The following is a 24,824-nucleotide window of genomic DNA, read 5'->3' on the forward strand; positions in this document are numbered from 1 at the left end:
CTCTCAGCGCGCGGCCTGCCCGCGCGCCATTTGTACCAGCAGAATCCCCGTCATGATCACTGCGACGCCGAGGAGGTCGAGCGGGGTGATGGCTTCGCCGAGGATCAGCGCCGCGATCGCGACCCCCAGGAACGGGTTGAGGAAGTGAAACGTGGCCGCCCGAACTGGCCCGATCCGCCTGACCAGCCAGAACCACACGACCGTCGCGGCGAGCCCCGGCACCAATGTGGTATAAGCGAAGGCGCCGAGGAAGATCGGGGACCAATCCACCGACCCTTCTTCGAAGCCCAGCGCGGCGATGCCGAGGAGTCCCGAGCCCACCAGCATTTGCAGCCCCACCACCATCAGGACATTGCCGCCCGAGGCCGCGCCGCGCAGGGACAGCGTGGCGACGGTCAGCGCGATAACCCCGCCGATGCAGAGCAGAATCCCGGCCAAAGGTGCACCACCGCCGATCCGGCTGCCCATGACCAGACACACCCCGGCAAGACCCAGAATCAACCCCAGCACGCCTCGCGCGGGCAGGCGCTCGCCAAAGGCCAGCCAACTTGCCAGTGCCACAATCAGAGGCATGGTCGAAGCGATGATCGCCGCCAGACTCGCTTCGACTTGCTGCATGGCGACGAAATTCAGGCCCAGATAGAGGGCGTTCTGACACAGGCCAAAGATGAAGGTCAGCCGCCATTGGGACCGGGTCAGCCGCCAGCTCTGCCCCAGGGCCCACGCGATCAGCACCGCCAGCGCTCCTGACAGTGCAAAGCGGATCGACAGAGCGCCCAGCGGCGGGGCATGAGCGACGATGATCCGGGCCGAAGTAAAGGCCGAGGACCACATCACCGCAAACCCCAACCCCATGGCAAGCGCGCGCAGGTCCATCAGGCGAGGGTCACCCCGGCGTCACGCATGGCCTCCAGCGCCGCGTCCTTCGATCCGTCGAGGTCGATGGCCGCCGAAAGCCCCGGCAGCACTGTGACCTCATAGCCAAACCGCGCCGCGTCCAGCGCCGAATAGTTTACGCAGAAATCGAGTGCCAGCCCCACCATCGTCAGATGCCCGATGCCGCGCGTCTTCAGGTAGCCGTCGAGCCCGGTGGGCGTCTGGCGGTCGTTCTCGAAAAACGCGGAATAGCTGTCGATCTGCGAATTGTACCCTTTGCGGAGGATCAGGTCGCCATCGGTCCGGAGCCCCGGCACAAACTCCGCCCCCTTGCTGCCCTGCACACAGTGATCGGGCCACAGCACTTGCGGGCCATAGGGCATCTCGGTCAGGTCATAGGGCGCGCGGCCGTCATGGCTGGAGGCAAAGGACGAATGCCCCGCCGGGTGCCAGTCCTGCGTCAGGATCACGGTGCGGAACGTGTCCATCAGCGCGTTGATCCCCGGCACCAGCGCATCACCACCGGGCACGGCCAGCGCGCCACCGGGGCAAAAGTCGTTCTGCATGTCGATGACGATCAGGGCGTGGGTATCGGCGGTCATGGTGTCTTGTCCCTTCGGGGTACATGTCAGGTGCGTCGCCGGAACAGGCCGCGCGGAAGGAACATCACCAGATTGCCCACGAGGGTCAACAGCACACCGGCCAGTGCCGTGCCGGTCCAGACATAGCCTTCGAAGACGGTTGAGATCGCCAGCGCCACGACGGGGAAGAATACCGTCGCATAGGCCGCCCGGGCCGACCCGATCCGCGCCACCATGATGAGGTAGGTGGTAAAGGCCACTACCGAGCCGATCACCGACAGATACAGCATCGCGGTCCAGTAGGCCGGAACATCTGGAACGACAATCGGGGTCCGGCTGCTGAGTGTCAGCGTCAGCAGTACCAGCGCACCGAAGCACATACCCCAGGCGTTGGCTGTCACCGGCGTGACTCCCCGCGCACCGTTCATGCGAGACGCCATGTTGCCGAGAGAGAACAGCATTGTGCCCAGACCTGCCCATGCGACGCCGCGCAGCGTGTCGGCGTTCAGCGTGGCGATGAGGTCCTGCCAGAAGATCAGCACCAGCCCCGCCAGCCCGATACCCCCCGCGAGCACCACGCGAAATGTGATCCGCTCGCCAAAGAAAATCCGGGCGTTCACCGCGTTTAAAATTGCCGAGAGCGAGAACATGACCGCGACAAACCCCGAGGGGATCAGCGCCGTGGCCCGGTAGAATGCGAGGTAGTTCAGGGAGAAGAGGCACAGCGCCTGCAAGATCACATAGCGCCAGACAAGAGGACGCTTAAGGCGCCCGATAATCAGAAGTCCCGAGACCATGACAACAGCGGCCAGAACGAAGCGGTAGAGCGCTGATACGATCAGCGGCGCGTGCGGGACCTGCACCGCGACCGCGTACCATGTGCTGCCCCAGACGAGCACCGTCACCACAAAGAGCAGCACGTTCTGCATTCAGAAATGCACCTTATGTCTCGCGGGCGGGCGGCCCGATCACCTCTGACGGCTGGAGCGATTGATCTTCCGGGCCTTGGCGCGGGCTTTGGCGGAGGCTTTCCCCTTGAAGCGTCGCGGCGCAGCGGCTCGGCGGCCCTTGCGGCCCCCGCCTTTGGGCAGGCTCTCCCCCTCGACCTCCAGCAGGTCAAGGATCAGCCCGCCCGTCACCGGGGCTGCGTCGGCGATGCGCACCAGAACGCGCTGGCCCATCTCGAACTGCCGCCCCGTCTCGACCCCCATCAGGGTTTGCGCATCGCGGTCATAGTCGAAATACTCGTGGCCCAGCGCCCGCACGGGCACCAGCCCATCGGCGCCGGTCTCGTCGAGCTTTACGAACAGGCCGAATTTCTGCACGCCGGAGACCCGGCCGCCGATTTCATCCCCAATCCTTTCCGCCAGATAGGCGGCGAGGTAGCGGTCCACGGTGTCGCGCTCGGCCAGCATCGAGCGGCGCTCGGTCTGGCTGATATGCTCCGCCGTTTCGCCCAGAGCCTCTGACTCCGCCGCGCTCAAGCCGTCATCGCCCCAGCCATGGGCCGCGATCAGCGCGCGGTGCACGATCAGGTCGGCGTAGCGGCGGATGGGCGAGGTGAAATGGGCGTAGTTGCGCAGCGCCAGCCCGAAATGGCCGAAATTCTCGGGATTATAATAGGCCTGCGTCATGGCGCGCAGAGTAGAGATGTTGATCAGCTCGCTGACATCCGTCTCTGCGGCCTGCGCCAGCAGCCGGTTGAGATGCGCGGTTTGCAGCACCTGTCCCTTCGCCAGCGTCAACCCCGAGGCCACCGCAACTTCGCGCAATGCGTCGAGTTTCTCGGGCGAGGGCTCTTCGTGGACCCGGTAGACAAGCGGCTGACGGCGGGCCTTCAGCTCTTCGGCAGCGGCGACGTTGGCCAGAACCATGAATTCTTCGATCAGCCGGTGCGCATCCAGCCGGTCGCGGAAGGCCACCGAGGTGACCTGTCCCGAGTCATCCAGCTCGATCCGCCGTTCGGGCAGGTCAAGCTCCAGAGGCTGCCTGCGCGCGCGGGCCTCCCGCAACGCGTCATAGGCCGCGTAGAGAGGCCGGATGACCGTCTCCAGCAGCGGCTCTGTCCGCGCGTCGGGCTGGCCGTCATGAGCGGCCTGCACCTCTTCATAGGTCAGCGCAGCGGGGCTCTTCATCAGACCACGATGGAACTGATGGGCGATCTTCGTGCCATCAGCGGCCAGCACCATCCGCACCGCGAGACAGGCGCGCTCGACCCCTTCATGGAGCGAGCAGAGATCTCCGGACAGGGCCTCGGGCAGCATTGGCACAACGCGGTCAGGGAAATAAGTGGAATTGCCCCGCAGCCGCGCCTCACGATCCAGAGGTGATCCCGGACGCACGTAATGGGCCACATCGGCGATGGCGACCCAAAGGACGTGGCCGCCGGGATTGGCCGGGTCGTCATCGGGCATCGCGCAGACCGCGTCATCATGGTCGCGCGCATCGGCGGGGTCGATAGTGATCAAGGGCAGGTGCCGCAGATCTGTGCGACTGCCGAGCGCCACGGGCCGTGCCGCTTCAGCTTCGGCGATGACTTCCTCGGGGAAGCGGTCGGGGATTCCGTGCTGGTGGATGGCGATGAGCGAGACGGATTTCGGCGCGCTCGGATCGCCCAGCCGCGCCACGATCCGGGCCCAGGGCAGGCCTAGCCGGTCCTTCGGCCCGGTACGCTCGGCCTCGACCAGTTCGCCCTCTTCGGCGCCGTTCAGATCCGCGCTGCGCACCCGCCATTCGCGATCCGTACCCTTGTCCACCGGCACGATCCGCGCCCCTTCGGCACCCATGCGCAGGATACCCAGCACATGTTGCCCGCCCGCGGGACCGATCTTGCGGATCAGACGGCCCTCATACTCGCCATCGGCGAGCTTTGTCAGGCGCAGGAGCACCCGGTGGCCGCGGCCGAGCGCCGGGTCGCCGTCCTTTTCGATCACAAAGATGCGCGGCTCCGCCCCGCTGCCCCGCCATTCCAGTGGTTTCGCCAGCAGATCCCCGTCCCGGGTCGGATCGGTGATCTCGCAGACCGAAACCGGCGGCAGCACTTCGGGGTCGCGATAGGTCTTGCCGCGCTTTTGCAGGTGCCCCTCATCCTCCAGCTCGCGCAGGAGCCGTTTCAGCGGAATGCGATCAGCACCCTTCAGGCCAAAAGCCCGGGCGATGTCACGTTTCGAGGTCTGGGTGGGATTGTCGGAGATCCATTGCAGGACCTCCGCTTTTGAAGGGATCTGAGCCATAAACCGCCCCTAGCACGGCGTGAGGGCGGCGCATAGCGGCAAGGATCAGTCCACGCAGATCGTCGCGGGGCGACCCGGTGAAGGTAGCACAGACGTACATCCAGACAGCGGTTTTTTCGGTGCGCAGGTGGCTGTCTCGGCGAGGCAGAAGCTGTCGCAGTCGCTGTTCTGCGTGCAGGATTTTCCGGCGTCCAGCGTTGGTGTTTCGCAGGCGGGCTGGCCGAAGCCACCAAAAATCGGTTTTCCTCCACCCTTGACGCAATCGCGGTAGGCGGTCTCAACCTCCTCCCGGCTCAGTCCGCTCTCACGACTCACAGTGTCCACATAGCCTTGATCAACGGTGATCCCGTTCGCCGGTTCGGAACTGCTGTTGCAGCCCATCAGCAGGCCAAGGGTCAGGGCGGAGAGGATAAGCACGCGCATCGGGGTCTCCCGGAAAGGTAAGGATCAGGCGTAGAGCCCGGAGAAAGCCGGGCTCCGCGCGGCCTTATCACCGGATATGCTTGCCGCCGTCCAGCACCAGCGTATCGCCGTTGCAATAGCCCGACGCATCTGAGGCGAAGAACACCACCGCACTGGCGCATTCTTCGGGGGAGCCGAGGCGTTCCATCGGGGTGTCGGCCTTCCAGGCCTTCAGCGTCGCCTCATCCGCATTGGCAGTCATCGGGGTGGCGATATAATAGGGACAGACGGCGTTGGCGCGGATGCCTTTATTGCCATATTCGGCGGCGATGGTCTTGGTCAGGCCGAGAGAGCCGTGCTTGGACGCGATGTAGCTGCCTTCGCCAGGAATGGTCAGCAGGCCACCGAGAGAGGCCACGTTCACGATAGTGCCGCCGCCCTGCTTCAAAAATTGCAGCAGCTCGTGCTTCACGCAGTAGAACTGGCCGGTGAGGTTGACGTTCACCACCTTGTTCCACTCTTCGGCGCTGGTTTCATGGAGCGGTTTGTGACCGCCGCCGATCCCGGCATTATTCACGCCCACGTCCAGCCTGCCGAACTTTTCCACGATATCAGCGATGCCCTTGGCGACGCTGTCCTCATCGGCCACGTCGATGCCGATGAAAATGGAGTCCGGCGCGTGTTCACGGACCTCTTTCATCGTCTCGTCGGAATCGGAGCCCGGCAGGTCACTGACGACCACTGTCGCGCCCGCTTTGGCCAGTCCCAAAGCTGCCGCTTTGCCGATGCCGCTATTGGCGCCCGTCACCAGAACGACCTTATCTTTCAGATCAAACATTTTGTCCTCGATATAAATCTTACGTGTCGAGGGTTTAACGATTCAAATTGTCCGGAGTTTCCTGAGCAGGATGAATTTGTCAGGGCCTGACCCGATTCAGATCACATCGCATGGTCCGATGGGGGATCCCGGCATCATCATAGATCGGACCCTCTGCCACGAAACCGAGGGCCTCGTAGAAACCGAGCGCCGAGATCTGCGCCGAAAGAACGGCCTGCGTCACGGTGGGGTCGTCCCGCAGAGTGGCCATTGCGGAGTGCATCAGCGCCTTGCCGATTCCGGTGCCGCGATGCTCGGCGAGGACGCAGACACGGCCGATCTTCGCCTCGGTGGCGCTCAGCAAAACCCGCGCCGTGCCAACAGGCGTCCCGTCAAGGACCGCCAGGAAGTGCAGTGCACCGCCATCCTTGTCGTCCATCTCAAGCTCTTCGGGGACTTGCTGTTCCTCGATAAAAACCGTCCGGCGCAGCGCGTGGCAGGCGGCCAGATCCCCTGTCACGGAAACGGTGAGAGTCATGCAAAGAACTCCCGGATGATGCGGCTGTAAATAGCCGTAAGTTGCTGGATATGAGCGACTTCGACATGCTCATCGACCTGATGCATGGATTGGCCCACCAGACCCACCTCGATCACCGGGCAGTGATCCTTGACAAACCGCGCATCCGAGGTGCCGCCCGAGGTCGACAGCTCTGGCCGCTGGCCCGTCTCGGCCTCGACAGCGTCAGAGACGATCTGCGTCAGCGGTCCCGGCGGCGTGACAAAGCTCTCGCCCGAGACGGCGATCCGCTGCTCGATGGTGACGCCGGTGGCGTCTTCGACGGCCTGCGCGTGGGCGGTCAGCCACTCGGTCAGGCTGGCGCTGGAATGGGCGTCGTTAAAACGGATATTCGCCATGGCCGTGCAGGCTGCGGGAATCACGTTATTGGCACCGTTGCCCGTGTCGAACCCGGTGATCTGCAAGGTCGAGGCGTCGAAATGGTCCGTGCCTTCGTCCAGCGGCGCAGCAGTCAGGCGGGCGAGGAAATCGACCATGGCATGGATTGGGTTGCGGGCACGGTGGGGATAGGCCGAATGGCCCTGTTTGCCCCTTGCGGTGATCCATGAGGTCATCGAGCCGCGGCGGCCGATCTTAATCATCTCGCCCATGGTCTGGGGACAGGTCGGCTCGCCCACGATGCAGGCGTCCATCCGCTCGCCCGCCTGATCCATCCAGTCGAGGATCGCGGCAGTGCCGTCCACGCCGTCGCCCTCTTCGTCCCCTGTGATGGTCAGGACCAGAGAGCCGGGGCAATCGGGCGCGGCGGTGATGGCAGCAGCGATCCATGCCGCGACGCCGGATTTCATGTCACAGGCCCCACGTCCGTAGAGGGTGCCGTCGCGGATCTCGGCAGCAAAGGGCGGGTCGGTCCAGTCGGCTGCGTCGCCCACCGGCACCACGTCCACATGGCCGTTAAAGCCCAGCACAGGACCTTCGGTGCCGAAACGGGCGTACAGGTTCGGGATGCCGTTGCGATCTGTGCGGGTGACCGTAAACCCGGCCTCGCTCAGGAGATCCGCCACCAGTTGAATGGCGCCCGCGCTGTCGGGGGTTACGGAGGCGTCGCGGATGAGGGCACGGGTCAGCTCGACAGGATCGGGGGTCATGGGCGCTTTCCTCGACAGGTCAGTGGCGGGTTGCGGCGGGATCCTCCGCCTGCTCGCCGTCATAGAGCGGCGTCGCCTGCGCGACGATCACAGCGTTTTCCTCGCGGGCGCGGTCCATCAGGGCACGCTCTTCGTCGTCGATCTCTGCCCCGTCTTCCAAACGGTCCTCCAGCGAGCCGTAGCCCGTCACATCGAGGGGCGCCATGCCGGCCTGTTTCAGCACCGCGACGGTCTCGCGGACCGCTTCGGCCTCGTCGATTCCGGTGGCGTAGCACAGGAGCGCGCCGCCGGTGGCCCCGTCGGGCAGATCATCTTCGGCGCTGCGGCCAACCTGTACGAGAAGTGTGTAGACGTTGTGAGACTTTGCCATGATCCGGGCGTCCGTGATGTGAGCGGTCTTGTCAATGCAAAGCGCCGCCTCCCGGATGGAAAGCGGCGCCTGTTGCGTCTGTCCGGAGCGGATTAGCTGCGAACTTTGCGGGCGATCCAGATGAGAGCCGAAGCGCCGACGAAGCCGACGATCAGGTAGCTGATCCAGCTGGTGCTGGCGTAGAGGCCCAGAACCGAACCCAGGATGAAGTTCACCAGGAAGGCACCGACGATGCCCAGGATGATGTTCATCAGGATGCCCATTTCGGACTTCATGAACTGCTCGGCCAGCCAGCCTGCAATGCCGCCGACGATGATGGTCGCAATCCAACCCATAGTGTGTACTCCTCGATGGGGATGTGGTGTTATGGCGCCCGCTTACGCGGTTTGATCGCTGAACGCGACCGGTTGAGGGAAGTTCCCCGAATTTTCTGCGAAAATTCGCTCCCTCCCCCAACGTCAATCGCGCAGAAGCTCGTTGATCCCGGTTTTCGAGCGGGTCTGGGCGTCCACGCGCTTCACGATCACGGCGCAATACAGATTAATCCCGTTCTTCGACGGCATCGAGCCCGCGACGACGACGGAGTAGGGTGGCACCTCGCCATACATCACTTCGCCGGTTTCCCGGTCCACGATCTTCGTCGATTTGCCGATGAAGACGCCCATGCCGAGCACAGAGCCCTCGCGCACGATGCAACCCTCGACCACCTCGGACCGGGCGCCGATAAAGCAATTATCCTCAATGATCGTCGGTCCGGCCTGCATGGGCTCCAGTACGCCGCCGATGCCGACACCACCGGACAGGTGCACGTTCTGACCAATCTGAGCGCAGGAGCCGACGGTGGCCCAGGTATCTACCATGGTGCCTTCGTCCACATAGGCACCCAGATTGACGAAGGACGGCATCAGAACCACACCGGGTGCGATAAAGGCGGATTTGCGGACCACGCAGTTGGGCACGGCGCGGAAACCGGCGGCACGCCACTGGTTGTCGCCCCAACCGGCAAACTTGCTGTCCACCTTATCCCACCAGCCACCGGCTTGCGGACCGCCGGGCTGGTGCTCCATATCCTTGATGCGGAAGCCCAGAAGCACCGCCTTCTTAGCCCACTGGTTCACATGCCAGTCGCCATTTTCCTGCCGTTCGGCCACGCGCAGGGAGCCGCTGTCGAGCGCGTTCAGCGTGTCCTCGATGGCTTCACGGGTCTCTCCCGTTGTTGCCGGGGTGATCTCGGCGCGCGCCTCCCAGGCGGCTTCGATGGCGGTTTCGAGCTGGGCATTCGACATGAGTTTCTCCTGCTGAGGGTGCGGGGCCACTGGTGGACAGCCTATAGGGCCGCTATCCCTGCTCTGCAATGGAGGACCGAATGACCAAAACCCCGCCGACCCCGTCGCGCTTTCGCGATGCGCCCACGGATTACGAGGCCGCCGAGCTGATCCCTGACACGCCCCAGACCCGCGCTCCGGCCTATCGTCTGGCCTTTGCCGATGACGATTTCATGTGCCGCCGCGAGCTGCGCCCTGTGCGCCTGCAACTGGAGCTGCTCAAGCCCGAGATGATCATGTCCGAGCGCGGGATCGAGAGCACCGTGATCCTCTTTGGCGGAGCGCGGATCCGGGAGAATCCGGAGGAAGCCAAGTCCGAGGCCATGGCGGGGCTGTCGCGTTATTATGACGAGGCGCGGCGCTTTGCCCGGCTGATGACCGAGCGGTCCATGCAGACCTATGGCCGGCATTACGTGATCACCACGGGCGGCGGGCCGGGTGTCATGGAGGCGGGCAACCGGGGCGCACAGGATGCGGGCGGCCAGTCCATCGGGCTCAACATTGTGCTGCCCCATGAGCAGGCGCCGAACGAATATGTGACGCCGGGGCTGTGCTTCAACTTCCACTATTTCGCCATCCGCAAGATGCACTTTCTGATGCGCGCTCGCGCCGTTTGCGTCTTTCCGGGCGGATTTGGCACGATGGACGAACTGTTCGAGGCGCTGACCCTGATCCAGACGGGCCGGATGAAGCCCGTGCCCTTCCTGCTCTTTGGCGAAGAGTTCTGGCGCAAGATCATCAATTTCGAAGCGCTGGCCGAGGCGGGGACGATCTCGGAAAGTGATCTGGAGTTGTTCCGCTTTGTCGAGACCGCTGAGGAGGCCGTTACACTGATCGAGGAGTGGCCCGAGCCGGAGGTGTAAACCTTAGCGCCATTGCTCAGGGATATCGGCAACAATGTGGCCATAGACGTTCTCGCGATGCCAGCGGAGATTCTCCGAGTGGGGATGATCGCGCGGATCGTCGGGCAAGGTGAGCTTACCCGACGGAGCCAACAGTCGATCACTCACCTCCGATGGCACCTTGTTCCGGGAGACCAGAATGCTGTAGTCATCCGCAACAGAAACCAGCCCCCGGTCGAACATCCAGTGAAGCGTGCCGGACAAGGCCAGACCGTTGCGCACGGAATCGCTGCCCTGCTCAGCCACGGGCACGATATGCGCCGCCTGCACCTCGGGCCGTCCTCCACCGTTCTTGAGTTGGAGGCCTGACAAAGCACAGGTGTAGTCATAGGCATCCCTGACTTTACGCCGGAAAGCCACCTCACGATAACGTATGTTGATGAGGCGCTCCATAACAGGACGCTCAAAGGGTTCCTGTCTTTCGTAGGCGATAATTTGAGACGCTTCGTATCGCCGCGACTCCATTTCTTCGAGGTCTACCGGAAGACCAAGCTGGATGATCCGGGAAAACTCATCCTCCGGCAGGATCCGCACAGGGTATTGCTGCAACCCGCCTCTCTTGGCCCGCCCTGTCTCATCCCGGAGAGCCGATTCGACCGGGCTATTATCGATCAAGCGTGGAACTGTTCTGTCGAACTCAAGATACGTTCCGGGTTCAATGATGGCGAGAAAGTGCTCTTGGGATGCGGGGTTCTCGATGATGCGGCTGATCTTGGCGACCGCAAAATAGCCGCGGTTCCCGGCCTTGACTGGCTCATAATAGACGACCCAATCACCTTCGCCGCGCGACATATTCTTTATGTAGCGCTTCGGAAAATCATAGGACACGTCGGGTCGGTCATCGTAGATCGAATCCGCTCTATACACGAGAACCAGCTTTGCCATGGTTTCCAGGAAATCCAGAAAACCACATGTTGCAACAATTTTATCAAAGCCCCGCTTCGGCTTCAATCTGTTTGCGAGATTTGCGCTGGCGCTCGGTGTCGGATTTGAGCTGGCCGCAGGCGGCCATGATGTCCTCGCCGCGGGGGGTACGGATCGGGGAGGCGTAGCCAGCCTTGTAGATGATGTCGGCAAAGGCGCGGATGCGGTTGTTGGAGGAGCGCTGATAGGGCGCGCCGGGCCATTCGTTGAAGGGGATCAGGTTGATCTTCGCCGGAATGCCCTCGATCAGCTTCACCAGCCGCCGGGCATCTTCGTCGCTGTCATTCACATCCTTCAGCATCACGTATTCGAACGTGATCCGCTCGGAATTGGACAGCTTCGGATAGGCCCGCAGGGCATCGAGCAAGGCTTCGATGTTCCAGCGGCGGTTGATCGGCACCAGCTTGTCCCGCACCTCGTCCGTGGTGGCGTGGAAGGACACGGCGAGCAGGCAGCCGATTTCCTCGGCGGTACGGGCGATCTCAGGCACCACACCGCTGGTCGAGAGAGTGATTCGCCGCCGTGACAGAGAGATGCCCTCGGGATCCATGGCGATCTTCATGGCGTCGCGGACGTTTTCGAAATTGTAGAGCGGCTCTCCCATACCCATCAGCACGATGTTCGACAGGAGGCGGGTCTCATCCTTCGGGTTGCGGCCCGGCTGGGGCCATTCGCCCAGGTCATCTCGAACCAGCATGACCTGACCCACGATCTCGGCGGCGGTCAGGTTGCGCACGAGCTTCTGTGTGCCGGTGTGGCAGAAAGAGCAGGTCAGCGTGCAGCCCACCTGACTGGAAATGCATAGCGTGCCGCGCCCTTCTTCTGGGATGTAGACGCTCTCGACCTCATGGCCGCCCGCGATCCGCAGCAGGTATTTGCGGGTTCCATCCTCGGAAACGAGCTTGCGCACGATCTCCGGCAGCGCGATCTCGAAATGCTCGGCGAGCTGCGCGCGATACGGCTTGGCGAGATTGGTCATCTCGCCGAAATCCCGCACCCCACGCTGGTAGATCCATTGCCAGACCTGCCCCACGCGCATCTTCGCCTGCTTCTCCGGCGTACCCATCTCGATCAGTGCCGCGCGCATCTGGTCGCGGGTCAGGCCCACGAGATTGCGGCGCGCACCTTCCTCGACTTTGCGGGGAAGGGTCAGAACGTCCTGGGTGATCGGCGTGGCGGGCACGGTCATGGGCTTACTCTCTTGCGGAATGGCTGGCATATAAGGCCATTCCGTCCACAAATAAACCCTGCCTGACGGGTCAGCCGATCAGCCGCAGCGTCCGGCCGCCTCGTCGAGCGCGGCGGTGAAGCCGATCAGGGAGAAGGTGTCCTTGGTCTGGGTGCCCCGGCCCGAACGCGCGGTCAGCACCGCTTCGGCGCCGCGCTTCATGGAAGCGATGATCTTCGCGTCATCCTCCGGCGATCCCGGCCAAGCCCATTCGCCCTCAGTGAAGAGGTCGAAGCTGGTGCCGCCGATCGCCAGCGACACGGTTGAACCGTCCGCAAAGGGATAGCCGCCTGTAAAGGACACCTCGCCGCGCACCTTCGCCCCCGGGCGATAGGTGACGAACAAGAGGATATCCCCGCGTCGCACTGTCACCACCTGGCCACCGCGCGTGTTCACAGTGTCGGTGGGGCTGGAGACGCTCCAGCATTCCTTTGGGCTGTCCTCTACGAAAACCGTCCAGGCGGTCTCGACGGCGACGCGGTTTGTACTCTCGTCCTGTGCGAAAAGTGGGGTGGTGGCGGTCAGGGTCACAAGTGCCGCCAGAAATCCGGTCAGTGCTTTCATCTGTTTAACAGCCTCCAGCTGCATTCTGCCTCGTACCACGCAGGCCCGCCCTCTGTCGGGGCGCTGAACCTTCGCGGTTTCCAATCTTATTCAGCGATGCGACTGTAAAGGGAAAACACCGCGACGCGAAAGGGCGAGCGGCAAAAAATCGCTATCTCGTGAAGGAGAGACCCAGATGGCTGACGCAATTCCGATGATCGAACTGTGGCGCGGACCGTTTTGCGAAACGGTTCATCGCGGCCATGCGGTGATTTGCGACGGCACCGGGGAGGTGGTCGAGGCGTGGGGCGACGCGGGCGCACGCATGTTCCCGCGCTCGTCCTGCAAGATGGTGCAGGCCTTGCCCATGGTCGAAGCGGGGATTCGGCTCTCACCTGAACGGCTGGCGCTGGCCTCGTCGAGCCACGAAGGTGCGCCGATGCATTATGACATGGTGCGTGATTGGCTGGCGGAGACGGGTCACACGGACGATGACCTCCTGTGTGGCCGCGAAGCGCCGCGCGACCGTGATTATCGGCACCAGATGATCCGTGAGGGGCAGAGGCCGGAACAGGCCCACAACCAGTGCTCGGGAAAACATGCGGGGTTTCTGCAATTCCACCGGCATTTGGGGGCCGAGGGCGACTATACGGATCCGAATGGCCCGGTACAGCGCCAGATTCGCGCGGCATTCGAAGAGGTCACGGGCGAGGACAGCCCCGGCTACGGGATCGACGGCTGTGCGGCGCCGAACTTCGCGACCTCGATGACGGGTCTTGCCCGGGCGATGGCGCGATTCGCAGGCGCAGTGGAGGGTGCGGACGCCCGCCAGACCGCCATGTTGGCCCTGCGTGAGGGCATGATGGCCCATCCTGAGCTGGTCGCGGGGGAGGGCAAGGCCACGACCTTGTTCATGCGCGCTGCGCAAGAACCTCTCGCAGTAAAGGCCGGGGCCGAGGGGGTCTTTGTCGGCATCCTGCCTGGACGCGGCCTCGGCATTGCGCTCAAGATTACCGACGGCGCTCCTCGTGCCGCCGAAGCTGCTATGGCGGCTCTTCTCGTGCGGCTGGGCGTGTTGGATGCGGCGGCACCGGAGGTCACGGCGTTTTTGAACACGCCGGTGATGAACCGGGCGGGGGCCGAAGTGGGTCAGATCCGCGCGACCGAAGGGGTTTTCTGAGCCTCAGGCGGTAAAGTCCTCGCTTGCATATCCCTGCAAATACAGGAGCGCCGAGAGATCTCCGTGGTTGATGCGCAGCTTCGCCTGCGCCGCCACGGTGGGTTTCGCGTGCAGCGCAACCCCGGCTCCGGCCAGTTGCAACATGCCCAGATCATTCGCCCCGTCGCCCACCGCCATGGCGCGGTCGGTGCTGATGCCACGGTCGTCGCAGATCCGTTGCAGCGCCGCGACCTTGGCATCCCGCCCGAGGATCGGCTCACCCACCTGTCCGGTCAGCAGTCCGTTCTCTTCGATCAGGGTGTTGGCGCGGTGCTCGTCAAAGCCCAGCCGTTCCGACACCCGCGCCGTGAACTGGGTAAAGCCGCCCGAAACCAGCGCCGCATAACCGCCATTGGCCCGCATGGTCGCGAGCAGCGCCTCGCCGCCGGGGGTCAGGGTGATGCGGCTCTCCCAGACCTGCTGGATCACGTCGGTTGAGAGCCCCTCAAGCAGCCCGACCCGCTCACGCAGCGCGCCCTCGAAGTCCAGTTCGCCATTCATCGCCCGGGCGGTGATGTCCCTGACCTGCGCGCCCACGCCCGCGACCTCGGCCAGCTCGTCGATGCATTCCTGCCCGATCATGGTGGAATCCATGTCGGCAATCAGCACTTCCTTGCGGCGGCCCGCCTCCGGCTGGATGCAGAGATCGACGCCCATCTTCTGCGCCTCCGCCCAGACGTCCTCTGCATTGCCGGGAGTGCTCTCAACGGCAAACTCGGCGGCCAGAGCCGGGTTCAACCAGACCGCATCTCCGCCCCCCCAGGCGTTGCGCAGCGCCTCCACAAAAGCGGGATCAAGCGCGCGGGCGGCAATGAGGGACACGATCTGCATAGGCGGGCTCCTGTGGTCTGCGCCCGCAGATGGCCCAAAACGCCGCCGAGGGGCAAGGCCCTAGTCCGGATCGACCTTGCCACGAAGGGCCTTCACCTCGCCGCGCACTTTCTTGGCCTGCAATCGCCGCCGTTTTGAGCCGAGCGTGGGCCGGGTGGGAATGCGGCGTTTCGGCCGCTCCAGCGCCTGCGCGATCAGTGCGGCCAGCCGTTCGCGTGCAATCTCGCGGTTGCGGGCCTGATGGCGGGTCTCGCTGACCTGCAGGATCAGCGCCCCGTCCTTGGTCCAGCGCCGCCCGGCGAGCCGTCTGAGCCGCGCCTTGACCGGCTCGGGCAGGTTCGGGCTGCGCGCCGCTTCGAAGCGCAACTCGACCGCCGTGGCGACCTTGTTTACGTTCTGCCCCCCCGGACCGCTGGCCTGCACGAATTGCTCGGTCAGTTCCCAGTCCTCGATAGTAATCTGGTCGGTGATGTGGAGAGGCATGGGAGCGGCGGGCTCTGTTGTGGACGGTGGCTGGATCTTGGACCAGACACCGTCCGGTGGAAAGAGCCTGCGCCGGAGGCTCGTCGCCTCTTTACCGAATGCCCAGGGCCCGGTCCGCCGAGAGCAGACCCCCGCCCTTGACCACCAGTGTCAGGAACAGGACCAGCCACAGGCTGCGCTGGTCCATGATCGCGCTGTCGGGGTGACGGTCGAACCACGCGCCGACCGTTTCCGGTACGGCGATGAGCCCGTGGCCAAAGAGGTCCACGACTGTCTGCACGGCAACGAAACCGATCATGCCGAGCGCGGCCAGTCGGGTGAAGAGCCCGAGGATGATCAACAGCGGCAGAAGAAACTCGGCCCACGTCCCCGCGAGGACGACCAGCGTGTGCCAGAGGCTCATGGCGCTCGTGTCATAGCCGACGGCGTCAAACGTCTTTGGGAAGATCTGCGCATAGGCGCCCACCGACGGGTTGAACAAACCCAGCGGTCCGTCCCCGAGCTTCGTCATCGCGGACGCCCAGTAATACCCGGCGAGCACGGCGGCAAAGACGACGCGCGCCACGAGTGGCAGGATCGGAGCGCCACGCTCCAGGATGTCACTGGTTCGGTTCACGATGTTCACGACGGTGCTCATGTCGTTTCCTTCTCTGCAAAGCCCGTTACGGCTCCATGTCCAAGCAGCAGGGCGAATAGGGTTTGAAGATCCACTTCGGGATCGAGGGCGCCCAGCGGCGCACCCGCGCCGATCGACGCGAGCGCAGCGGCGGCGCCCGATGGCAACAGATGCGGCGCCGGATCAAACTCGGGGCGTAAAATCACAACATCCTGCGCTTCGGCACGGGGCTTCGGTGCATTTTCTTCGGAGTTGAACCGCCAGATGTCGTAGATTGGCCAGGCTGAGGTGACGATCCGTAATGAGGGGGCGAGGTGCAGACACAGCCGGTCCGGGTCGACGCTCGCGAGCCCCTGCGGATCGATGGGATCGGCATCGGCGGCGTGGTAACTCTCCCGCAGGGCCAGCTCCAGCCGCGCGATGTCTGGCAGATAACCCAGATGGCTGAGTTGCGGCAGATTTGCCAGAAACTCCGGCATCTCCGCGCCGTAATACATCATCAAGGGCGATCCCGGCGGATGGGCGCGCGCGAAGACGCGGGCCATCTGGCGGAAATTCTCCGCCCCGATCAGCTTCGCCACCACCGGAAAGCCGGTCTCGAGCGCATCGATCAGGCCGACGATCACGTTGTTGCGGTAGACGTCAAAGCGCTTGCCCGCCGCGCCGCCTTGACCATCCGTGACGATCGCCGGCGTCGGACGGCCGGGATCGAGCAGGGCCATCGTAAATTCGGATTGTCCGCTCATGCGGCCACCGCGAGCCTTTGCAACGCCTGCGCGGCACGCTCAGCCTCAGCCGCCAGCGTCGGCCAGTCGGGCACGTCATTGTCCCATTCAATCAGCAAGGGGCGCGGTCCCATCCGTTCGAGCGCATGGTCAAGGAGCCGCCAGACCGGGTCCGCCGTCTCGCGACCGTGACTGTCGATCAGCAGCGGGCGCCCGTGGTCGTCGCTGTCTTCATCATGGCCACCGAGATGCACTTCGCCCACCGCGTCGAGAGGGAATGCGTCCACGTAAGATCTCGGATCGTAACCAAGATTGGTCGCCGAAATGAAGACGTTGTTGATGTCGAGCAAAAGACCGCAGCCGGTGCGCCTGGCGATGGCGGCGAGGAACTCCGGCTCGGACATATCGGTCTCGACAAAGGCGAGATAGGAGGATGGATTTTCCAGCAGCATCCGCCGCCCCAACACCTCCTGCACCTGATCGATATGGTCGCTCACCCGGTCCAGCGTGGACTGGTTATAGGGCAGTGGCAGAAGGTCATTCAGGAATGATGTATCATGGGTGGACCAGGCCAGATGCTCTGAAAACTGGGCCGGGTTGATCGCGTCGCAGAGCGCGCGGAGCCGATCCAGATGGTCGCGGTCGAGCGACGCTTCGCCGCCGATGGAGAGGCCCACGCCGTGCACCGAGATCGGAAAGCGCTCCGCCAGATGACGGAGCTGTGCCAGAGGACGGCCCCCGGCCCCCATGTAGTTTTCGGCATGAATTTCGAGCCAGCCCACTCTGCCGGGAGTTTCGCAGATCTCCGCGAAATGCTGCGCCTTGAAGCCGACGCCGGGCGCGTGAGGCAGGGATGTGGTGGGCATCGGGCGGCTCCGTCTGGTTAAAGTTCGGGAGATTTCGGGCCGGGGCACCGGCTGGCGCCCCGGCTCGGTGGTGACTTACGCCGGGATATCACGCTCGAGGGCTTCGGTGGAGCCCATGCGCTTGGTGCCGTCTTCCATCGCGGGAACTTCCATCGAGGCGCAGGTGCCGGCTTCGACGAACTTCCAGGCATTGCCCTGGAAATCGACCGTGGAGGTGCCGGCGCAAGTGGTGCCGGGGCCAGCCGCGCAGTCATTCTGACCAGCGAGCGCCACACCGTAGCACTTTTCCTTGGCGCCGTCGGCCTGAGCCACGTGAGTCATGGAGGCGAGCGCCCCGACCAGAGCTCCGGCGATCGCGACGGTTTTGGCGGTATTCGACATGTTTCTTCTCCTCGGTTGTCATCAGATTGACTGGATCGCGTCTTGCGATGTCCTTGTTGTGACGGCGAAATAGCCTCGGGTCGAGTAACGAAGACGTGGTTCACGAACCGGCCAGCTGTCGCAAATGTGATTTGTTGAGATAGTCAGATATCCGAGTTGGAACTGGTCTGATCGGTTTCAGGGCACAGCGGCCCAGCCAGAAAAGGCGAGAAAATGGGATAATTTCCCATAATTTCTATACGACACACGGTTTGAGAGGTTTCGGCGCTCCGACGCTGCCCCTGAGGGCGGGCTCTGACAGAACAGCTATCGGACGCACGACGCGCTTCCGGTCGGGGTATTCGAGCTCTTCGGTCGGCGGGCCGGGTGGGGCCAATGTTACAAAATGCGTCCGCCTGCGTTGAATTGGGGTCGGTACTGTTACGAAGGGTCCCCCCAGCGATTTTCTGGAGAGCCGCTATTGTTACAATTAGACCCAACAAAGCGCCGATTCCGTGACCCTGAGCAGCACACACTTCGGAAATACCGCCGACCCTGTCACTTAACGGCACATCTCTTTGCAATTGCAAACACCCGGCTTCCCCAGTTTGGTCGTGTGACCGCTTGAGTTAAGCCATGGCGCTTGGCTTGCGCGGGGAATTCAATTCTCAAATCGTGGAGTAAGGCTCATGGCTCTCGACCTCGACACCCCCTTTGGCAACATCCGTGGCGGTGAGTTGCGGCTGGCCGACTGGCGCGGACAGGCCATTCTGGTGGTCAATACGGCCATGCGATGCGGATTCACGTATCAGTTCGACGGTCTGCAAACGCTCTATGAGACCTACAAGGATCGGGGGCTGGTCGTTGTCGCGGTCCCATCCAACGACTTCAAACAAGAACTGGCCGACGAAGACGCTGTTCGTGAAAAATGCGAAGCCCGGTTTGATCTGACCCTGCCGATGACCACGATCACCCATGTTCGAGGACCCGAAGCGCACCCGTTCTACCAGTCGGTTCGGGAGGAGACGGGCTTTGTGCCTTCGTGGAATTTCAATAAATTTTTGATCGGGCCAGATGGGGCCGCGGTGGATCACTGGGGGGCGACCACTGGACCGAAATCGAGACGCCTGTTGCGCAAGATCGAAGCGGTCCTGTCCGAGGTGCATTGAGGCTCAGGCTCAGGGGCTGGCGACTCAAGGCGCCTGCGCCGGATGGTTCGACCGGTCCTGCCCGCGTCAGATCAGCGGTGCCGCACTGGTCAGATCGCGCCGGATGCGGATCAGGTCGGAGAGCTGGGCCTGACCCGGGATGAGTGCTGCGGGCCTCCTGCCGATCAGCCGGGCGGGCGTCTCGATTGCGGCCCGTAGCGCCTGCTCCAGCGTCAGGCCAACCTCTTTGACCATCACGCTGATGGCCCGGGTCAGGTCGAGATCCGCGCCAGCCAGCGTTCCGTCAGCCAGCGTGAGCACTCCATTCCGTCGGGTGATCCGGCGCCCTCCCAGATCAAACCCGTCGCTATCGGTTCCGGCGACCGCCATGGCGTCGCTGACCAGAAAGATCGCGCCAGGTCCGGTCTTGGCGGCCCAAGCCGCGCGGATGGTTTGCGGATGCACGTGCACAGCATCGGCAATCAACCCGGCTGAGACTGTCCCGTTGCTCAGTGCGGCCCCCACAAGGCCGGGGCTTCGGCTGCCCAGTTGGCTCATGGCGTTGAAGAGGTGGGTCACGCATCGCGCGCCCGCGTCAATGTAGCGGAAGCACGTGTCGAAATCTGCATCCGTGTGTCCCAGTGACACGATCACCCCGGCCTCAGTCAGCGTGGCCACCTGCGTTTCAGTCACGCTCTCGGGGGCCAGAGTTACCATCAGCACCGGAAGCGCGCGGGCTGCGGCGCACAATGCGTCGAGGTCCGCCGGTTCCATTTGGCGGATGAGCGCCGGATCATGAGCGCCTTTGCGGGCCACAGAGAGGTGCGGCCCTTCGAGATGCAGACCCGCGACGCCGGGCACCCCATGCTGAACCGCCTCGATTGTCGCAGCGATAGCGTCGCGCGTCTGGTCGGGCGTGTCGGTGATGAGCGTTGGCAGGATCGTTGTGGTGCCAAGATTACGGTGCGCCCGGGCGATCTGCGCGACCGTTTGCACATCGGGGCGGCCGTTGAACATGATACCGCCGCCGCCATTGACTTGCAGATCAACGAAGCCGGGGCTGACGACATCGCCGTCAAAATCCCATACGTGTGCGCCGCCTCCGATCTCAGCTTCGGCGGCGCAGGCGCTGAGCACGCCGTTCTCAAACCGCAACGCTTGCCCGTCGATAAGACGCGTCCCGTCAAAAATGCGCGCGTTTCGCAGCACGACCACTCGTTCGCCTACCAGATCAGAGGGCGTCATGGTGCCAGCCCTTCGGCAAAGTCTCGGGCCAGCGAAATCGCTCCGTCGAGGGGATCGCCATCCGGTGGGGCAAGGTCGGCCGCTAACTCTGGTGGTAGCCAGCGCGCAAAATGAGGGCCAATGCCGCCCGTCAAGCATACGGGCAGGCCGGGCTGCCAGCCTATCGCACGGGCCGCTCGGTCGATCTCCGCCCCGGCCGCCCTCAGAATGAATGTCGCAATCGCATCGCCGTCTTCGGCGCCATGCGTGACAAGGGGAGCCAGTGCCCCGAATTCAGCGGGGGTCGCGCGGGCGGCAAAGCGCAGAATACCCGCTGCGCCGTCGAGGTTGGCCAGCAGCTGGTCGCTGAGTTCGGAGGCCACGCGGCGCCCGTCAACGACTTCAAGCGTCAGCGCCAATGCGCGCCGCCCGACCCATTGCGCCGAAGCTTCGTCCCCGAGATCAGCGCCCCAGCCCCCTGCGAGCCTGGTCTCCCCGGAGATCCGGGCCGCGATAAACGAACCAGTGCCGCAATGGGCCACGACCCCGTCGCGTATCCCCAGAGCGCCCCGCAACGCGGCCAGCCGGTCGTCGGCGACCTGTGCCTGTCGGAACGGCAGCGCCTTGCCGAGCTGCTCGGCGATGTCGGGCGCGATGACACCGGCCACACCGACAAAGGCGGGAACCTCGCTCAGATCGTCCACGGTTCGCTTGGTCGCGTCGGCGAGCGCGGCCAGCCCGCTGGTGATTGCCTCCACCGCGCCACTAAAATCGCTGAACACATTGGCGGGACCGGTTTCGACGGAGACGCGCGGCCCGGACCCCGAGAGGGCGATCCGACAGCGTGTGCCACCGCCATCAATGGCAATCACATGGGTCTTTGTCGGTTTGGTCATATTACGGCCTCAGTCGGCACTTCGGGGAATGGACAAAAACCTGTGCCACCCGTGGGGAACCTTCAGCCGGTGGTATCTCTGACAACGCACCGAAAGCCAATATGCGAGGTGCCGCTCTCCACCGGTTGGGCATGGCGGGCGGCAGGACGGTAACGCTTGCAATAGAGCGGCGAGCAGAGATGTGATCCGCCCTTGAGCACCTTGCGCGGGATCGGGCTGTTGGGCTGTGTCGGATCAAAGCTGCCTTCCATCGGTCCGCCCCGGTGAGGCCCCGGCGTCTCGCAACAGGACTCCGCCACCGCGTGGTGGGCGGCGTACCAGTCACAGGTCCACTCCCAGACATTACCTATCATGTCGTAGAGCCCGAAATCATTCGGGGGAAACGATCCGACGGGCGAGGTGCGGTCATAGCCATCCGCCTTGGTGTTGCCGTGGGGAAAGTCGCCTTGCCACGTGTTTGCCATGAAGCGCCCGTCGGGCATCAACTCATCGCCCCACGCAAAGCGTCGCCCTTCGTGACCACCCCGCGCGGCGAATTCCCACTCGGCCTCGGTCGGCAGATCCTTGCGCGCCCAGGCAGCGTAGGCGCGCGCGTCGTCATAGGTGATATGGACAACCGGATGATCGTCCCGCCCGGCGATGGAACTGCCCTTGCCATAGGGATGCCGCCAGTTTGCTCCGGGTGTCAGGCTCCACCAGCGGAAATGGCTGTCGAGCGGGACCGGATGATCGGGCGGCGTGAACACCACCGATCCCGCGAACAGCATCCCCGGCTGCGCACCGGGATAGAGGCGCGGGTCGGGCTTCTTTTCGGCATAGGTGACGTAGCCCGTCTCCCGAACAAAACGTTTGAATTGCTTGTTGGTGACCGGGGTCGGGTCGATCCAGAAGCTCTCGACCGTGACCTCGTGGGCCGGGGCTTCTTCCGGGTAATCGTCATCTGACCCCATAATAAAGCGACCGCCCTCAATCCGTACCATGGCGCGAACGACCCTGGACGGGTCTCGGACAGACCGGTTTCGCGCTGGTTTAGACATGATTGTCCCCATTTCGTAATGAGCGGATCACCGCACCCGAAAGTGCCGGTTTGCGCCATGCTCCGCAAGAGGATGCCCTTGGGTGAGCAGTGTCTTCGCGATATCTTGTGCGTTTCAGTCGCTCGCTTTCGTTTATAACGGTGCCTTAGCGCCTACCCGGGCCGGAACGTTTTGACCCCTGTTCTTTTCGGGAGTGGCTAGCGCTCTCCGGCCTCCACACAGGCGGCCAGAAACGCAGGGCCAAAGCGCTCGAACCGGGCGTCGGTCAAGCCGGGCGCGCGGGCCAGATCTGGCATCGATTGTGGTCGGCGCTCGGCAATCCAGCGGATCGTATTTGTCGCGCAAGAGAGCGGCTTTCCCGTTCCGTCTTCGCCGTATCGGAGATCCATCTGTACCGTGACGAGCCGATCAAACAGATCGCCCGAGGGACGTCCGGCGAGCTTGCGCCGGGCCGGGTGCATTTCTGCGGTCGCGCCGGTGATCACCTCCAGAAACTCCGCCCCGTAGCGCTCGAGCTTTGTGGCACCAACGCCGCCGATCCGGGCCATGGCGTCGAGACTGTCGGGCCGCGTCTCGGCCATCTCGATCAGGGTGCGGTCGTTGAAGATGATATAGGCCGGTACGGATTGCGCCTCGGCCAGCGCGCGGCGTTTCGCTTTGAGCGCGGAGAGGAGCGGCGCATCGTCTTCGGAGACCAGCGCGCGGACGCGGGGGCGGTCAGAAACCTGTACCACGTCCTTGCGCAGGCGCATCGGCTCCTCACCCAGCAGCACAGGACGGGCGATCTCGGTCAGGCGCAGACCGCCGCGCCGCTCCGGGTCCGGGCGCAGGAGGTCGAGCCCCATCATCTGACGGATGATCCCCTGCCACTGGCGGGCGTTATAGGCGCGCCCGACACCGAAGGTCGGAAGGCTGTCATGTCCCCGATCGCGCACTTTGTCGGTGGTTTTGCCGATCAGGATGTCGATCAGATGGCCCGCGCCAAAGCTCTCCCCGGTCCTGAGCGCTGCCGACAGCGCCATGCGGACGGGCTCGGTTGCGTCGAAGGTCTCAGGTGGCGTGTCGCACAGATCGCAATTGCCACAAGGCCCGGCATCTTCGCCAAAATAGGCCAGCAGCTTTTGCCGCCTGCATCCTTGCGCCTCGGCCAGTCCCAGCAGCGCGTTCAGGCGTCCATGATCCGCTTGCTTGCGCCCCAACGGCGCGAGGCCCTCGTCGATCTGGCTGCGGCGAAGGCGAATGTCATCAGGACCATAGAGCGTCAGCGTCTCCGCCGGTCCGCCATCGCGTCCGGCGCGGCCGATCTCCTGATAATAGCCTTCGATGGATTTCGGCAGATCCGCATGGGCGACCCAGCGGATATCGGGCTTGTCCACGCCCATGCCAAAGGCAACCGTGGCGCAGACGATCAGCCCGTCCTCGCGGGAGAACCGTGCCTCGACATCCCGGCGCTGCTCCGCACCCATGCCGCCGTGATAAGCGCAGGTCAGATGGCCGTCCCCCGACAGCGCGGCGGCCAGTGTCTCGGTCTTCGCCCGCGTGCCGCAATAGACGATGCCGCATTGCCCCCGGCGCGCAGCGGCGAAGGAGAGAATCTGTGCCCGCGGCTTGTCTTTGGCCTGAAACGCCAGATGAATATTGGGCCGGTCAAAACCTCCAAGGAACAGCCGCGGCTCAAGGCCCGGAAACAGCCGGGTGACGATTTCTCCGCGGGTCTCCTCATCCGCTGTGGCGGTGAAGGCCGCGAGCGGCACGCCCAGCGCCCGGCGCAATTCGCCGATGCGCAGGTAATCGGGCCGGAAATCGTGGCCCCACTGGCTGACGCAATGGGCCTCATCCACGGCGATCAGCCCGACCCCGGCGCGCCTGAGGAACCGTTCTGCTGAACCGAGACGCTCGGGGGCGAGGTATAGTAGCTTTAGCTTTCCCGCCTCTATCGCGGCGAAGACTTCACGGGTCTCGTCCTCGGTGTTCCCGCTGGTCAGGGCGCCGGCGGCGACACCGGCTTCGCGCAGAGCGCGCACCTGATCACGCATCAGCGCGATAAGAGGTGAGACGACCAGCGTCAGCCCGTCCCGCATGAGCGTGGGCAGCTGGTAGCACAGCGATTTTCCCCCGCCTGTGGGCAGGATTGCCAGAACGGGCTCGCCCGCCGTGACCGCCTCGACAATCTCGGCCTGACCGGGCCGGAAGGCGTCAAAGCCAAAGACCGAGCGGAGCAGGTCCTGCGACCGGGTCATGCCAGTGACACCGGGTCGCCGTCAGTAAAAAGCGGGGGCGTTGTTGATCAGAATGATCCGCAGGGCATAAACGCCAATCAGCGCCACCAGCGGCGCCAGATCCAGCCCGCCCATCTGCGGCAGGATGCGCCGGATCGGGCCGTAGAGCGGCTCCAGCAGGCGGTTCAGCCCGTACCAGAGCTGAGCGACCAGCGGTTGGCGCAGGTTCAGCACGTTAAAGCTGATCAGCCACGACATCACGATATGCGCGATCATGACGAACCAGACCACGTCCAGAATGAGCAGAAGGATCTGAATGATCGACAGCACGGCT

Annotated in this window: 28 protein-coding genes; 3 read left to right on the top strand and 25 right to left on the bottom strand. The window is 63.9% G+C overall.

Annotated features, from left to right (window positions below; genetic code table 11):
• Nucleotides 1-3: 3 nt before the first annotated feature.
• The 11 genes from FEV53_RS09990 to dapD all read right to left on the bottom strand — a co-directional run bounded on the left by FEV53_RS09990 (nt 4) and on the right by dapD (nt 9,230).
• Nucleotides 4-876: a DMT family transporter gene (locus FEV53_RS09990; RefSeq protein WP_142834672.1), complete on the bottom strand. Its 873-nt coding sequence runs from the start codon at nt 874-876 to the stop codon at nt 4-6.
• Entirely contained in the window at nt 876-1,478 is a 603-nt protein-coding gene (gene pncA, locus FEV53_RS09995) for a bifunctional nicotinamidase/pyrazinamidase (protein ID WP_142834673.1), read from the bottom strand. The genes FEV53_RS09990 and pncA overlap by 1 nt, the downstream gene beginning before the upstream one ends.
• Before the next feature lie 26 nt (nt 1,479-1,504).
• Nucleotides 1,505-2,386: a DMT family transporter gene (locus tag FEV53_RS10000; protein WP_142834674.1), complete on the bottom strand. Its 882-nt coding sequence runs from the start codon at nt 2,384-2,386 to the stop codon at nt 1,505-1,507.
• A 39-nt stretch (nt 2,387-2,425) separates the two neighbouring features.
• Nucleotides 2,426-4,690, bottom strand: a complete 2,265-nt coding sequence (gene rnr / locus FEV53_RS10005; protein ID WP_142834675.1) for a ribonuclease R — start codon at nt 4,688-4,690, stop codon at nt 2,426-2,428.
• A 45-nt stretch (nt 4,691-4,735) separates the two neighbouring features.
• On the bottom strand, nt 4,736-5,113 hold the full coding sequence (locus FEV53_RS10010; RefSeq protein WP_142834676.1) for a hypothetical protein: 378 nt from the start codon (nt 5,111-5,113) through the stop codon (nt 4,736-4,738).
• A gap of 67 nt (nt 5,114-5,180) precedes the next feature.
• The gene (locus FEV53_RS10015) at nt 5,181-5,930 is read right to left on the bottom strand and encodes an SDR family NAD(P)-dependent oxidoreductase (protein WP_142834677.1); all 750 of its coding nucleotides are present in this window, start codon (nt 5,928-5,930) and stop codon (nt 5,181-5,183) included.
• Between the two features lie 79 nt (nt 5,931-6,009).
• Entirely contained in the window at nt 6,010-6,447 is a 438-nt protein-coding gene (locus FEV53_RS10020; protein WP_142834678.1) for a GNAT family N-acetyltransferase, read from the bottom strand.
• A complete protein-coding gene (gene dapE / locus FEV53_RS10025) occupies nt 6,444-7,574 on the bottom strand; it encodes a succinyl-diaminopimelate desuccinylase (protein ID WP_142834679.1) in 1,131 nt (376 codons plus the stop codon). The genes FEV53_RS10020 and dapE overlap by 4 nt, the downstream gene beginning before the upstream one ends.
• Before the next feature lie 19 nt (nt 7,575-7,593).
• Nucleotides 7,594-7,944 carry a hypothetical protein gene (locus tag FEV53_RS10030; protein ID WP_142834680.1) on the bottom strand — a complete coding sequence of 117 codons (351 nt, stop codon included), beginning with the start codon at nt 7,942-7,944 and terminating at the stop codon, nt 7,594-7,596.
• A gap of 92 nt (nt 7,945-8,036) precedes the next feature.
• Nucleotides 8,037-8,279 carry a GlsB/YeaQ/YmgE family stress response membrane protein gene (locus tag FEV53_RS10035; protein ID WP_142834681.1) on the bottom strand — a complete coding sequence of 81 codons (243 nt, stop codon included), beginning with the start codon at nt 8,277-8,279 and terminating at the stop codon, nt 8,037-8,039.
• Nucleotides 8,280-8,402: 123 nt separating this feature from the next.
• Nucleotides 8,403-9,230 carry a 2,3,4,5-tetrahydropyridine-2,6-dicarboxylate N-succinyltransferase gene (dapD, locus tag FEV53_RS10040; protein ID WP_142834682.1) on the bottom strand — a complete coding sequence of 276 codons (828 nt, stop codon included), beginning with the start codon at nt 9,228-9,230 and terminating at the stop codon, nt 8,403-8,405.
• An 80-nt stretch (nt 9,231-9,310) separates the two neighbouring features.
• On the opposite strand from dapD, the gene FEV53_RS10045 reads away from it, so the two are divergent.
• The gene (locus FEV53_RS10045) at nt 9,311-10,132 is read left to right on the top strand and encodes an LOG family protein (protein WP_142834683.1); all 822 of its coding nucleotides are present in this window, start codon (nt 9,311-9,313) and stop codon (nt 10,130-10,132) included.
• 3 nt (nt 10,133-10,135) lie between these two features.
• On the opposite strand, the gene FEV53_RS10050 is transcribed toward FEV53_RS10045, so the two are convergent.
• The 3 genes from FEV53_RS10050 to FEV53_RS10060 form a co-directional block, all read right to left on the bottom strand.
• Complete coding sequence (locus tag FEV53_RS10050) at nt 10,136-11,122, bottom strand: HNH endonuclease (protein ID WP_246100777.1); 987 nt, start codon at nt 11,120-11,122, stop codon at nt 10,136-10,138.
• Nucleotides 11,100-12,284, bottom strand: a complete 1,185-nt coding sequence (rlmN, locus tag FEV53_RS10055) for a dual-specificity RNA methyltransferase RlmN (RefSeq protein WP_142834684.1) — start codon at nt 12,282-12,284, stop codon at nt 11,100-11,102. Before rlmN ends, FEV53_RS10050 begins: the two co-directional genes overlap by 23 nt.
• 78 nt (nt 12,285-12,362) lie before the next feature.
• A complete protein-coding gene (locus tag FEV53_RS10060) occupies nt 12,363-12,887 on the bottom strand; it encodes an invasion associated locus B family protein (protein ID WP_142834685.1) in 525 nt (174 codons plus the stop codon).
• Between the two features lie 175 nt (nt 12,888-13,062).
• On the opposite strand from FEV53_RS10060, the gene FEV53_RS10065 reads away from it, so the two are divergent.
• Nucleotides 13,063-14,046 carry an asparaginase gene (locus FEV53_RS10065; protein ID WP_246100778.1) on the top strand — a complete coding sequence of 328 codons (984 nt, stop codon included), beginning with the start codon at nt 13,063-13,065 and terminating at the stop codon, nt 14,044-14,046.
• 3 nt (nt 14,047-14,049) lie between these two features.
• On the opposite strand, the gene serB is transcribed toward FEV53_RS10065, so the two are convergent.
• From serB to FEV53_RS10095, 6 genes are all read right to left on the bottom strand, one after another.
• Entirely contained in the window at nt 14,050-14,916 is an 867-nt protein-coding gene (gene serB / locus FEV53_RS10070; RefSeq protein ID WP_142834686.1) for a phosphoserine phosphatase SerB, read from the bottom strand.
• 60 nt (nt 14,917-14,976) lie between these two features.
• Nucleotides 14,977-15,399, bottom strand: coding sequence for an alternative ribosome rescue aminoacyl-tRNA hydrolase ArfB (gene arfB, locus FEV53_RS10075; protein WP_142834687.1), 423 nt, complete (start codon nt 15,397-15,399; stop codon nt 14,977-14,979).
• Between the two features lie 91 nt (nt 15,400-15,490).
• The gene (locus FEV53_RS10080; RefSeq protein WP_142834688.1) at nt 15,491-16,036 is read right to left on the bottom strand and encodes a DoxX family membrane protein; all 546 of its coding nucleotides are present in this window, start codon (nt 16,034-16,036) and stop codon (nt 15,491-15,493) included.
• Entirely contained in the window at nt 16,033-16,761 is a 729-nt protein-coding gene (locus FEV53_RS10085; protein ID WP_142834689.1) for an HvfC/BufC N-terminal domain-containing protein, read from the bottom strand. The genes FEV53_RS10080 and FEV53_RS10085 overlap by 4 nt, the downstream gene beginning before the upstream one ends.
• The gene (gene bufB, locus FEV53_RS10090) at nt 16,758-17,606 is read right to left on the bottom strand and encodes an MNIO family bufferin maturase (RefSeq protein ID WP_142834690.1); all 849 of its coding nucleotides are present in this window, start codon (nt 17,604-17,606) and stop codon (nt 16,758-16,760) included. The genes FEV53_RS10085 and bufB overlap by 4 nt, the downstream gene beginning before the upstream one ends.
• A 75-nt stretch (nt 17,607-17,681) precedes the next feature.
• Nucleotides 17,682-17,987, bottom strand: coding sequence for a BufA1 family periplasmic bufferin-type metallophore (locus FEV53_RS10095; protein ID WP_142834691.1), 306 nt, complete (start codon nt 17,985-17,987; stop codon nt 17,682-17,684).
• A gap of 668 nt (nt 17,988-18,655) precedes the next feature.
• On the opposite strand from FEV53_RS10095, the gene FEV53_RS10100 reads away from it, so the two are divergent.
• The gene (locus tag FEV53_RS10100; protein ID WP_142834692.1) at nt 18,656-19,135 is read left to right on the top strand and encodes a glutathione peroxidase; all 480 of its coding nucleotides are present in this window, start codon (nt 18,656-18,658) and stop codon (nt 19,133-19,135) included.
• Nucleotides 19,136-19,201: 66 nt separating this feature from the next.
• Here FEV53_RS10100 and nagA read toward each other — a convergent pair whose 3' ends face one another.
• From nagA to FEV53_RS10125, 5 genes are all read right to left on the bottom strand, one after another.
• Nucleotides 19,202-20,359, bottom strand: coding sequence for an N-acetylglucosamine-6-phosphate deacetylase (gene nagA, locus FEV53_RS10105; protein WP_142834693.1), 1,158 nt, complete (start codon nt 20,357-20,359; stop codon nt 19,202-19,204).
• Nucleotides 20,356-21,234 (bottom strand): glucosamine kinase nucleotide-binding domain-containing protein, encoded by an 879-nt coding sequence (locus tag FEV53_RS10110; protein ID WP_142834694.1) that lies wholly within the window; start codon nt 21,232-21,234, stop codon nt 20,356-20,358. Before FEV53_RS10110 ends, nagA begins: the two co-directional genes overlap by 4 nt.
• Before the next feature lie 62 nt (nt 21,235-21,296).
• Nucleotides 21,297-22,271: a formylglycine-generating enzyme family protein gene (locus tag FEV53_RS10115; RefSeq protein WP_246100779.1), complete on the bottom strand. Its 975-nt coding sequence runs from the start codon at nt 22,269-22,271 to the stop codon at nt 21,297-21,299.
• 197 nt (nt 22,272-22,468) lie between these two features.
• Nucleotides 22,469-24,511 carry a DNA helicase RecQ gene (gene recQ / locus FEV53_RS10120; RefSeq protein WP_142834695.1) on the bottom strand — a complete coding sequence of 681 codons (2,043 nt, stop codon included), beginning with the start codon at nt 24,509-24,511 and terminating at the stop codon, nt 22,469-22,471.
• A gap of 21 nt (nt 24,512-24,532) precedes the next feature.
• Nucleotides 24,533-24,820, bottom strand: coding sequence for a YggT family protein (locus FEV53_RS10125; protein ID WP_142834696.1), 288 nt, complete (start codon nt 24,818-24,820; stop codon nt 24,533-24,535).
• Between the last annotated feature and the right edge of the window lie 4 nt (nt 24,821-24,824).

The organism is Palleronia caenipelagi, assembly GCF_007004065.1.
GTDB classification, from domain to species: Bacteria; Pseudomonadota; Alphaproteobacteria; order Rhodobacterales; family Rhodobacteraceae; genus Palleronia; species Palleronia caenipelagi.

Coding starts and splice junctions, on each gene's coding strand:
- FEV53_RS09990 (WP_142834672.1), bottom strand. CDS start 876: ATGGACCTGCGCGCGCTTGCCATGGGGTTGGGGTTTGCGGTGATGTGG.
- pncA (WP_142834673.1), bottom strand. CDS start 1,478: ATGACCGCCGATACCCACGCCCTGATCGTCATCGACATGCAGAACGAC.
- FEV53_RS10000 (WP_142834674.1), bottom strand. CDS start 2,386: ATGCAGAACGTGCTGCTCTTTGTGGTGACGGTGCTCGTCTGGGGCAGC.
- rnr (WP_142834675.1), bottom strand. CDS start 4,690: ATGGCTCAGATCCCTTCAAAAGCGGAGGTCCTGCAATGGATCTCCGAC.
- FEV53_RS10010 (WP_142834676.1), bottom strand. CDS start 5,113: ATGCGCGTGCTTATCCTCTCCGCCCTGACCCTTGGCCTGCTGATGGGC.
- FEV53_RS10015 (WP_142834677.1), bottom strand. CDS start 5,930: ATGTTTGATCTGAAAGATAAGGTCGTTCTGGTGACGGGCGCCAATAGC.
- FEV53_RS10020 (WP_142834678.1), bottom strand. CDS start 6,447: ATGACTCTCACCGTTTCCGTGACAGGGGATCTGGCCGCCTGCCACGCG.
- dapE (WP_142834679.1), bottom strand. CDS start 7,574: ATGACCCCCGATCCTGTCGAGCTGACCCGTGCCCTCATCCGCGACGCC.
- FEV53_RS10030 (WP_142834680.1), bottom strand. CDS start 7,944: ATGGCAAAGTCTCACAACGTCTACACACTTCTCGTACAGGTTGGCCGC.
- FEV53_RS10035 (WP_142834681.1), bottom strand. CDS start 8,279: ATGGGTTGGATTGCGACCATCATCGTCGGCGGCATTGCAGGCTGGCTG.
- dapD (WP_142834682.1), bottom strand. CDS start 9,230: ATGTCGAATGCCCAGCTCGAAACCGCCATCGAAGCCGCCTGGGAGGCG.
- FEV53_RS10045 (WP_142834683.1), top strand. CDS start 9,311: ATGACCAAAACCCCGCCGACCCCGTCGCGCTTTCGCGATGCGCCCACG.
- rlmN (WP_142834684.1), bottom strand. CDS start 12,284: ATGACCGTGCCCGCCACGCCGATCACCCAGGACGTTCTGACCCTTCCC.
- FEV53_RS10060 (WP_142834685.1), bottom strand. CDS start 12,887: ATGAAAGCACTGACCGGATTTCTGGCGGCACTTGTGACCCTGACCGCC.
- FEV53_RS10065 (WP_246100778.1), top strand. CDS start 13,063: ATGGCTGACGCAATTCCGATGATCGAACTGTGGCGCGGACCGTTTTGC.
- serB (WP_142834686.1), bottom strand. CDS start 14,916: ATGCAGATCGTGTCCCTCATTGCCGCCCGCGCGCTTGATCCCGCTTTT.
- arfB (WP_142834687.1), bottom strand. CDS start 15,399: ATGCCTCTCCACATCACCGACCAGATTACTATCGAGGACTGGGAACTG.
- FEV53_RS10080 (WP_142834688.1), bottom strand. CDS start 16,036: ATGAGCACCGTCGTGAACATCGTGAACCGAACCAGTGACATCCTGGAG.
- FEV53_RS10085 (WP_142834689.1), bottom strand. CDS start 16,761: ATGAGCGGACAATCCGAATTTACGATGGCCCTGCTCGATCCCGGCCGT.
- bufB (WP_142834690.1), bottom strand. CDS start 17,606: ATGCCCACCACATCCCTGCCTCACGCGCCCGGCGTCGGCTTCAAGGCG.
- FEV53_RS10095 (WP_142834691.1), bottom strand. CDS start 17,987: ATGTCGAATACCGCCAAAACCGTCGCGATCGCCGGAGCTCTGGTCGGG.
- FEV53_RS10100 (WP_142834692.1), top strand. CDS start 18,656: ATGGCTCTCGACCTCGACACCCCCTTTGGCAACATCCGTGGCGGTGAG.
- nagA (WP_142834693.1), bottom strand. CDS start 20,359: ATGACGCCCTCTGATCTGGTAGGCGAACGAGTGGTCGTGCTGCGAAAC.
- FEV53_RS10110 (WP_142834694.1), bottom strand. CDS start 21,234: ATGACCAAACCGACAAAGACCCATGTGATTGCCATTGATGGCGGTGGC.
- FEV53_RS10115 (WP_246100779.1), bottom strand. CDS start 22,271: ATGTCTAAACCAGCGCGAAACCGGTCTGTCCGAGACCCGTCCAGGGTC.
- recQ (WP_142834695.1), bottom strand. CDS start 24,511: ATGACCCGGTCGCAGGACCTGCTCCGCTCGGTCTTTGGCTTTGACGCC.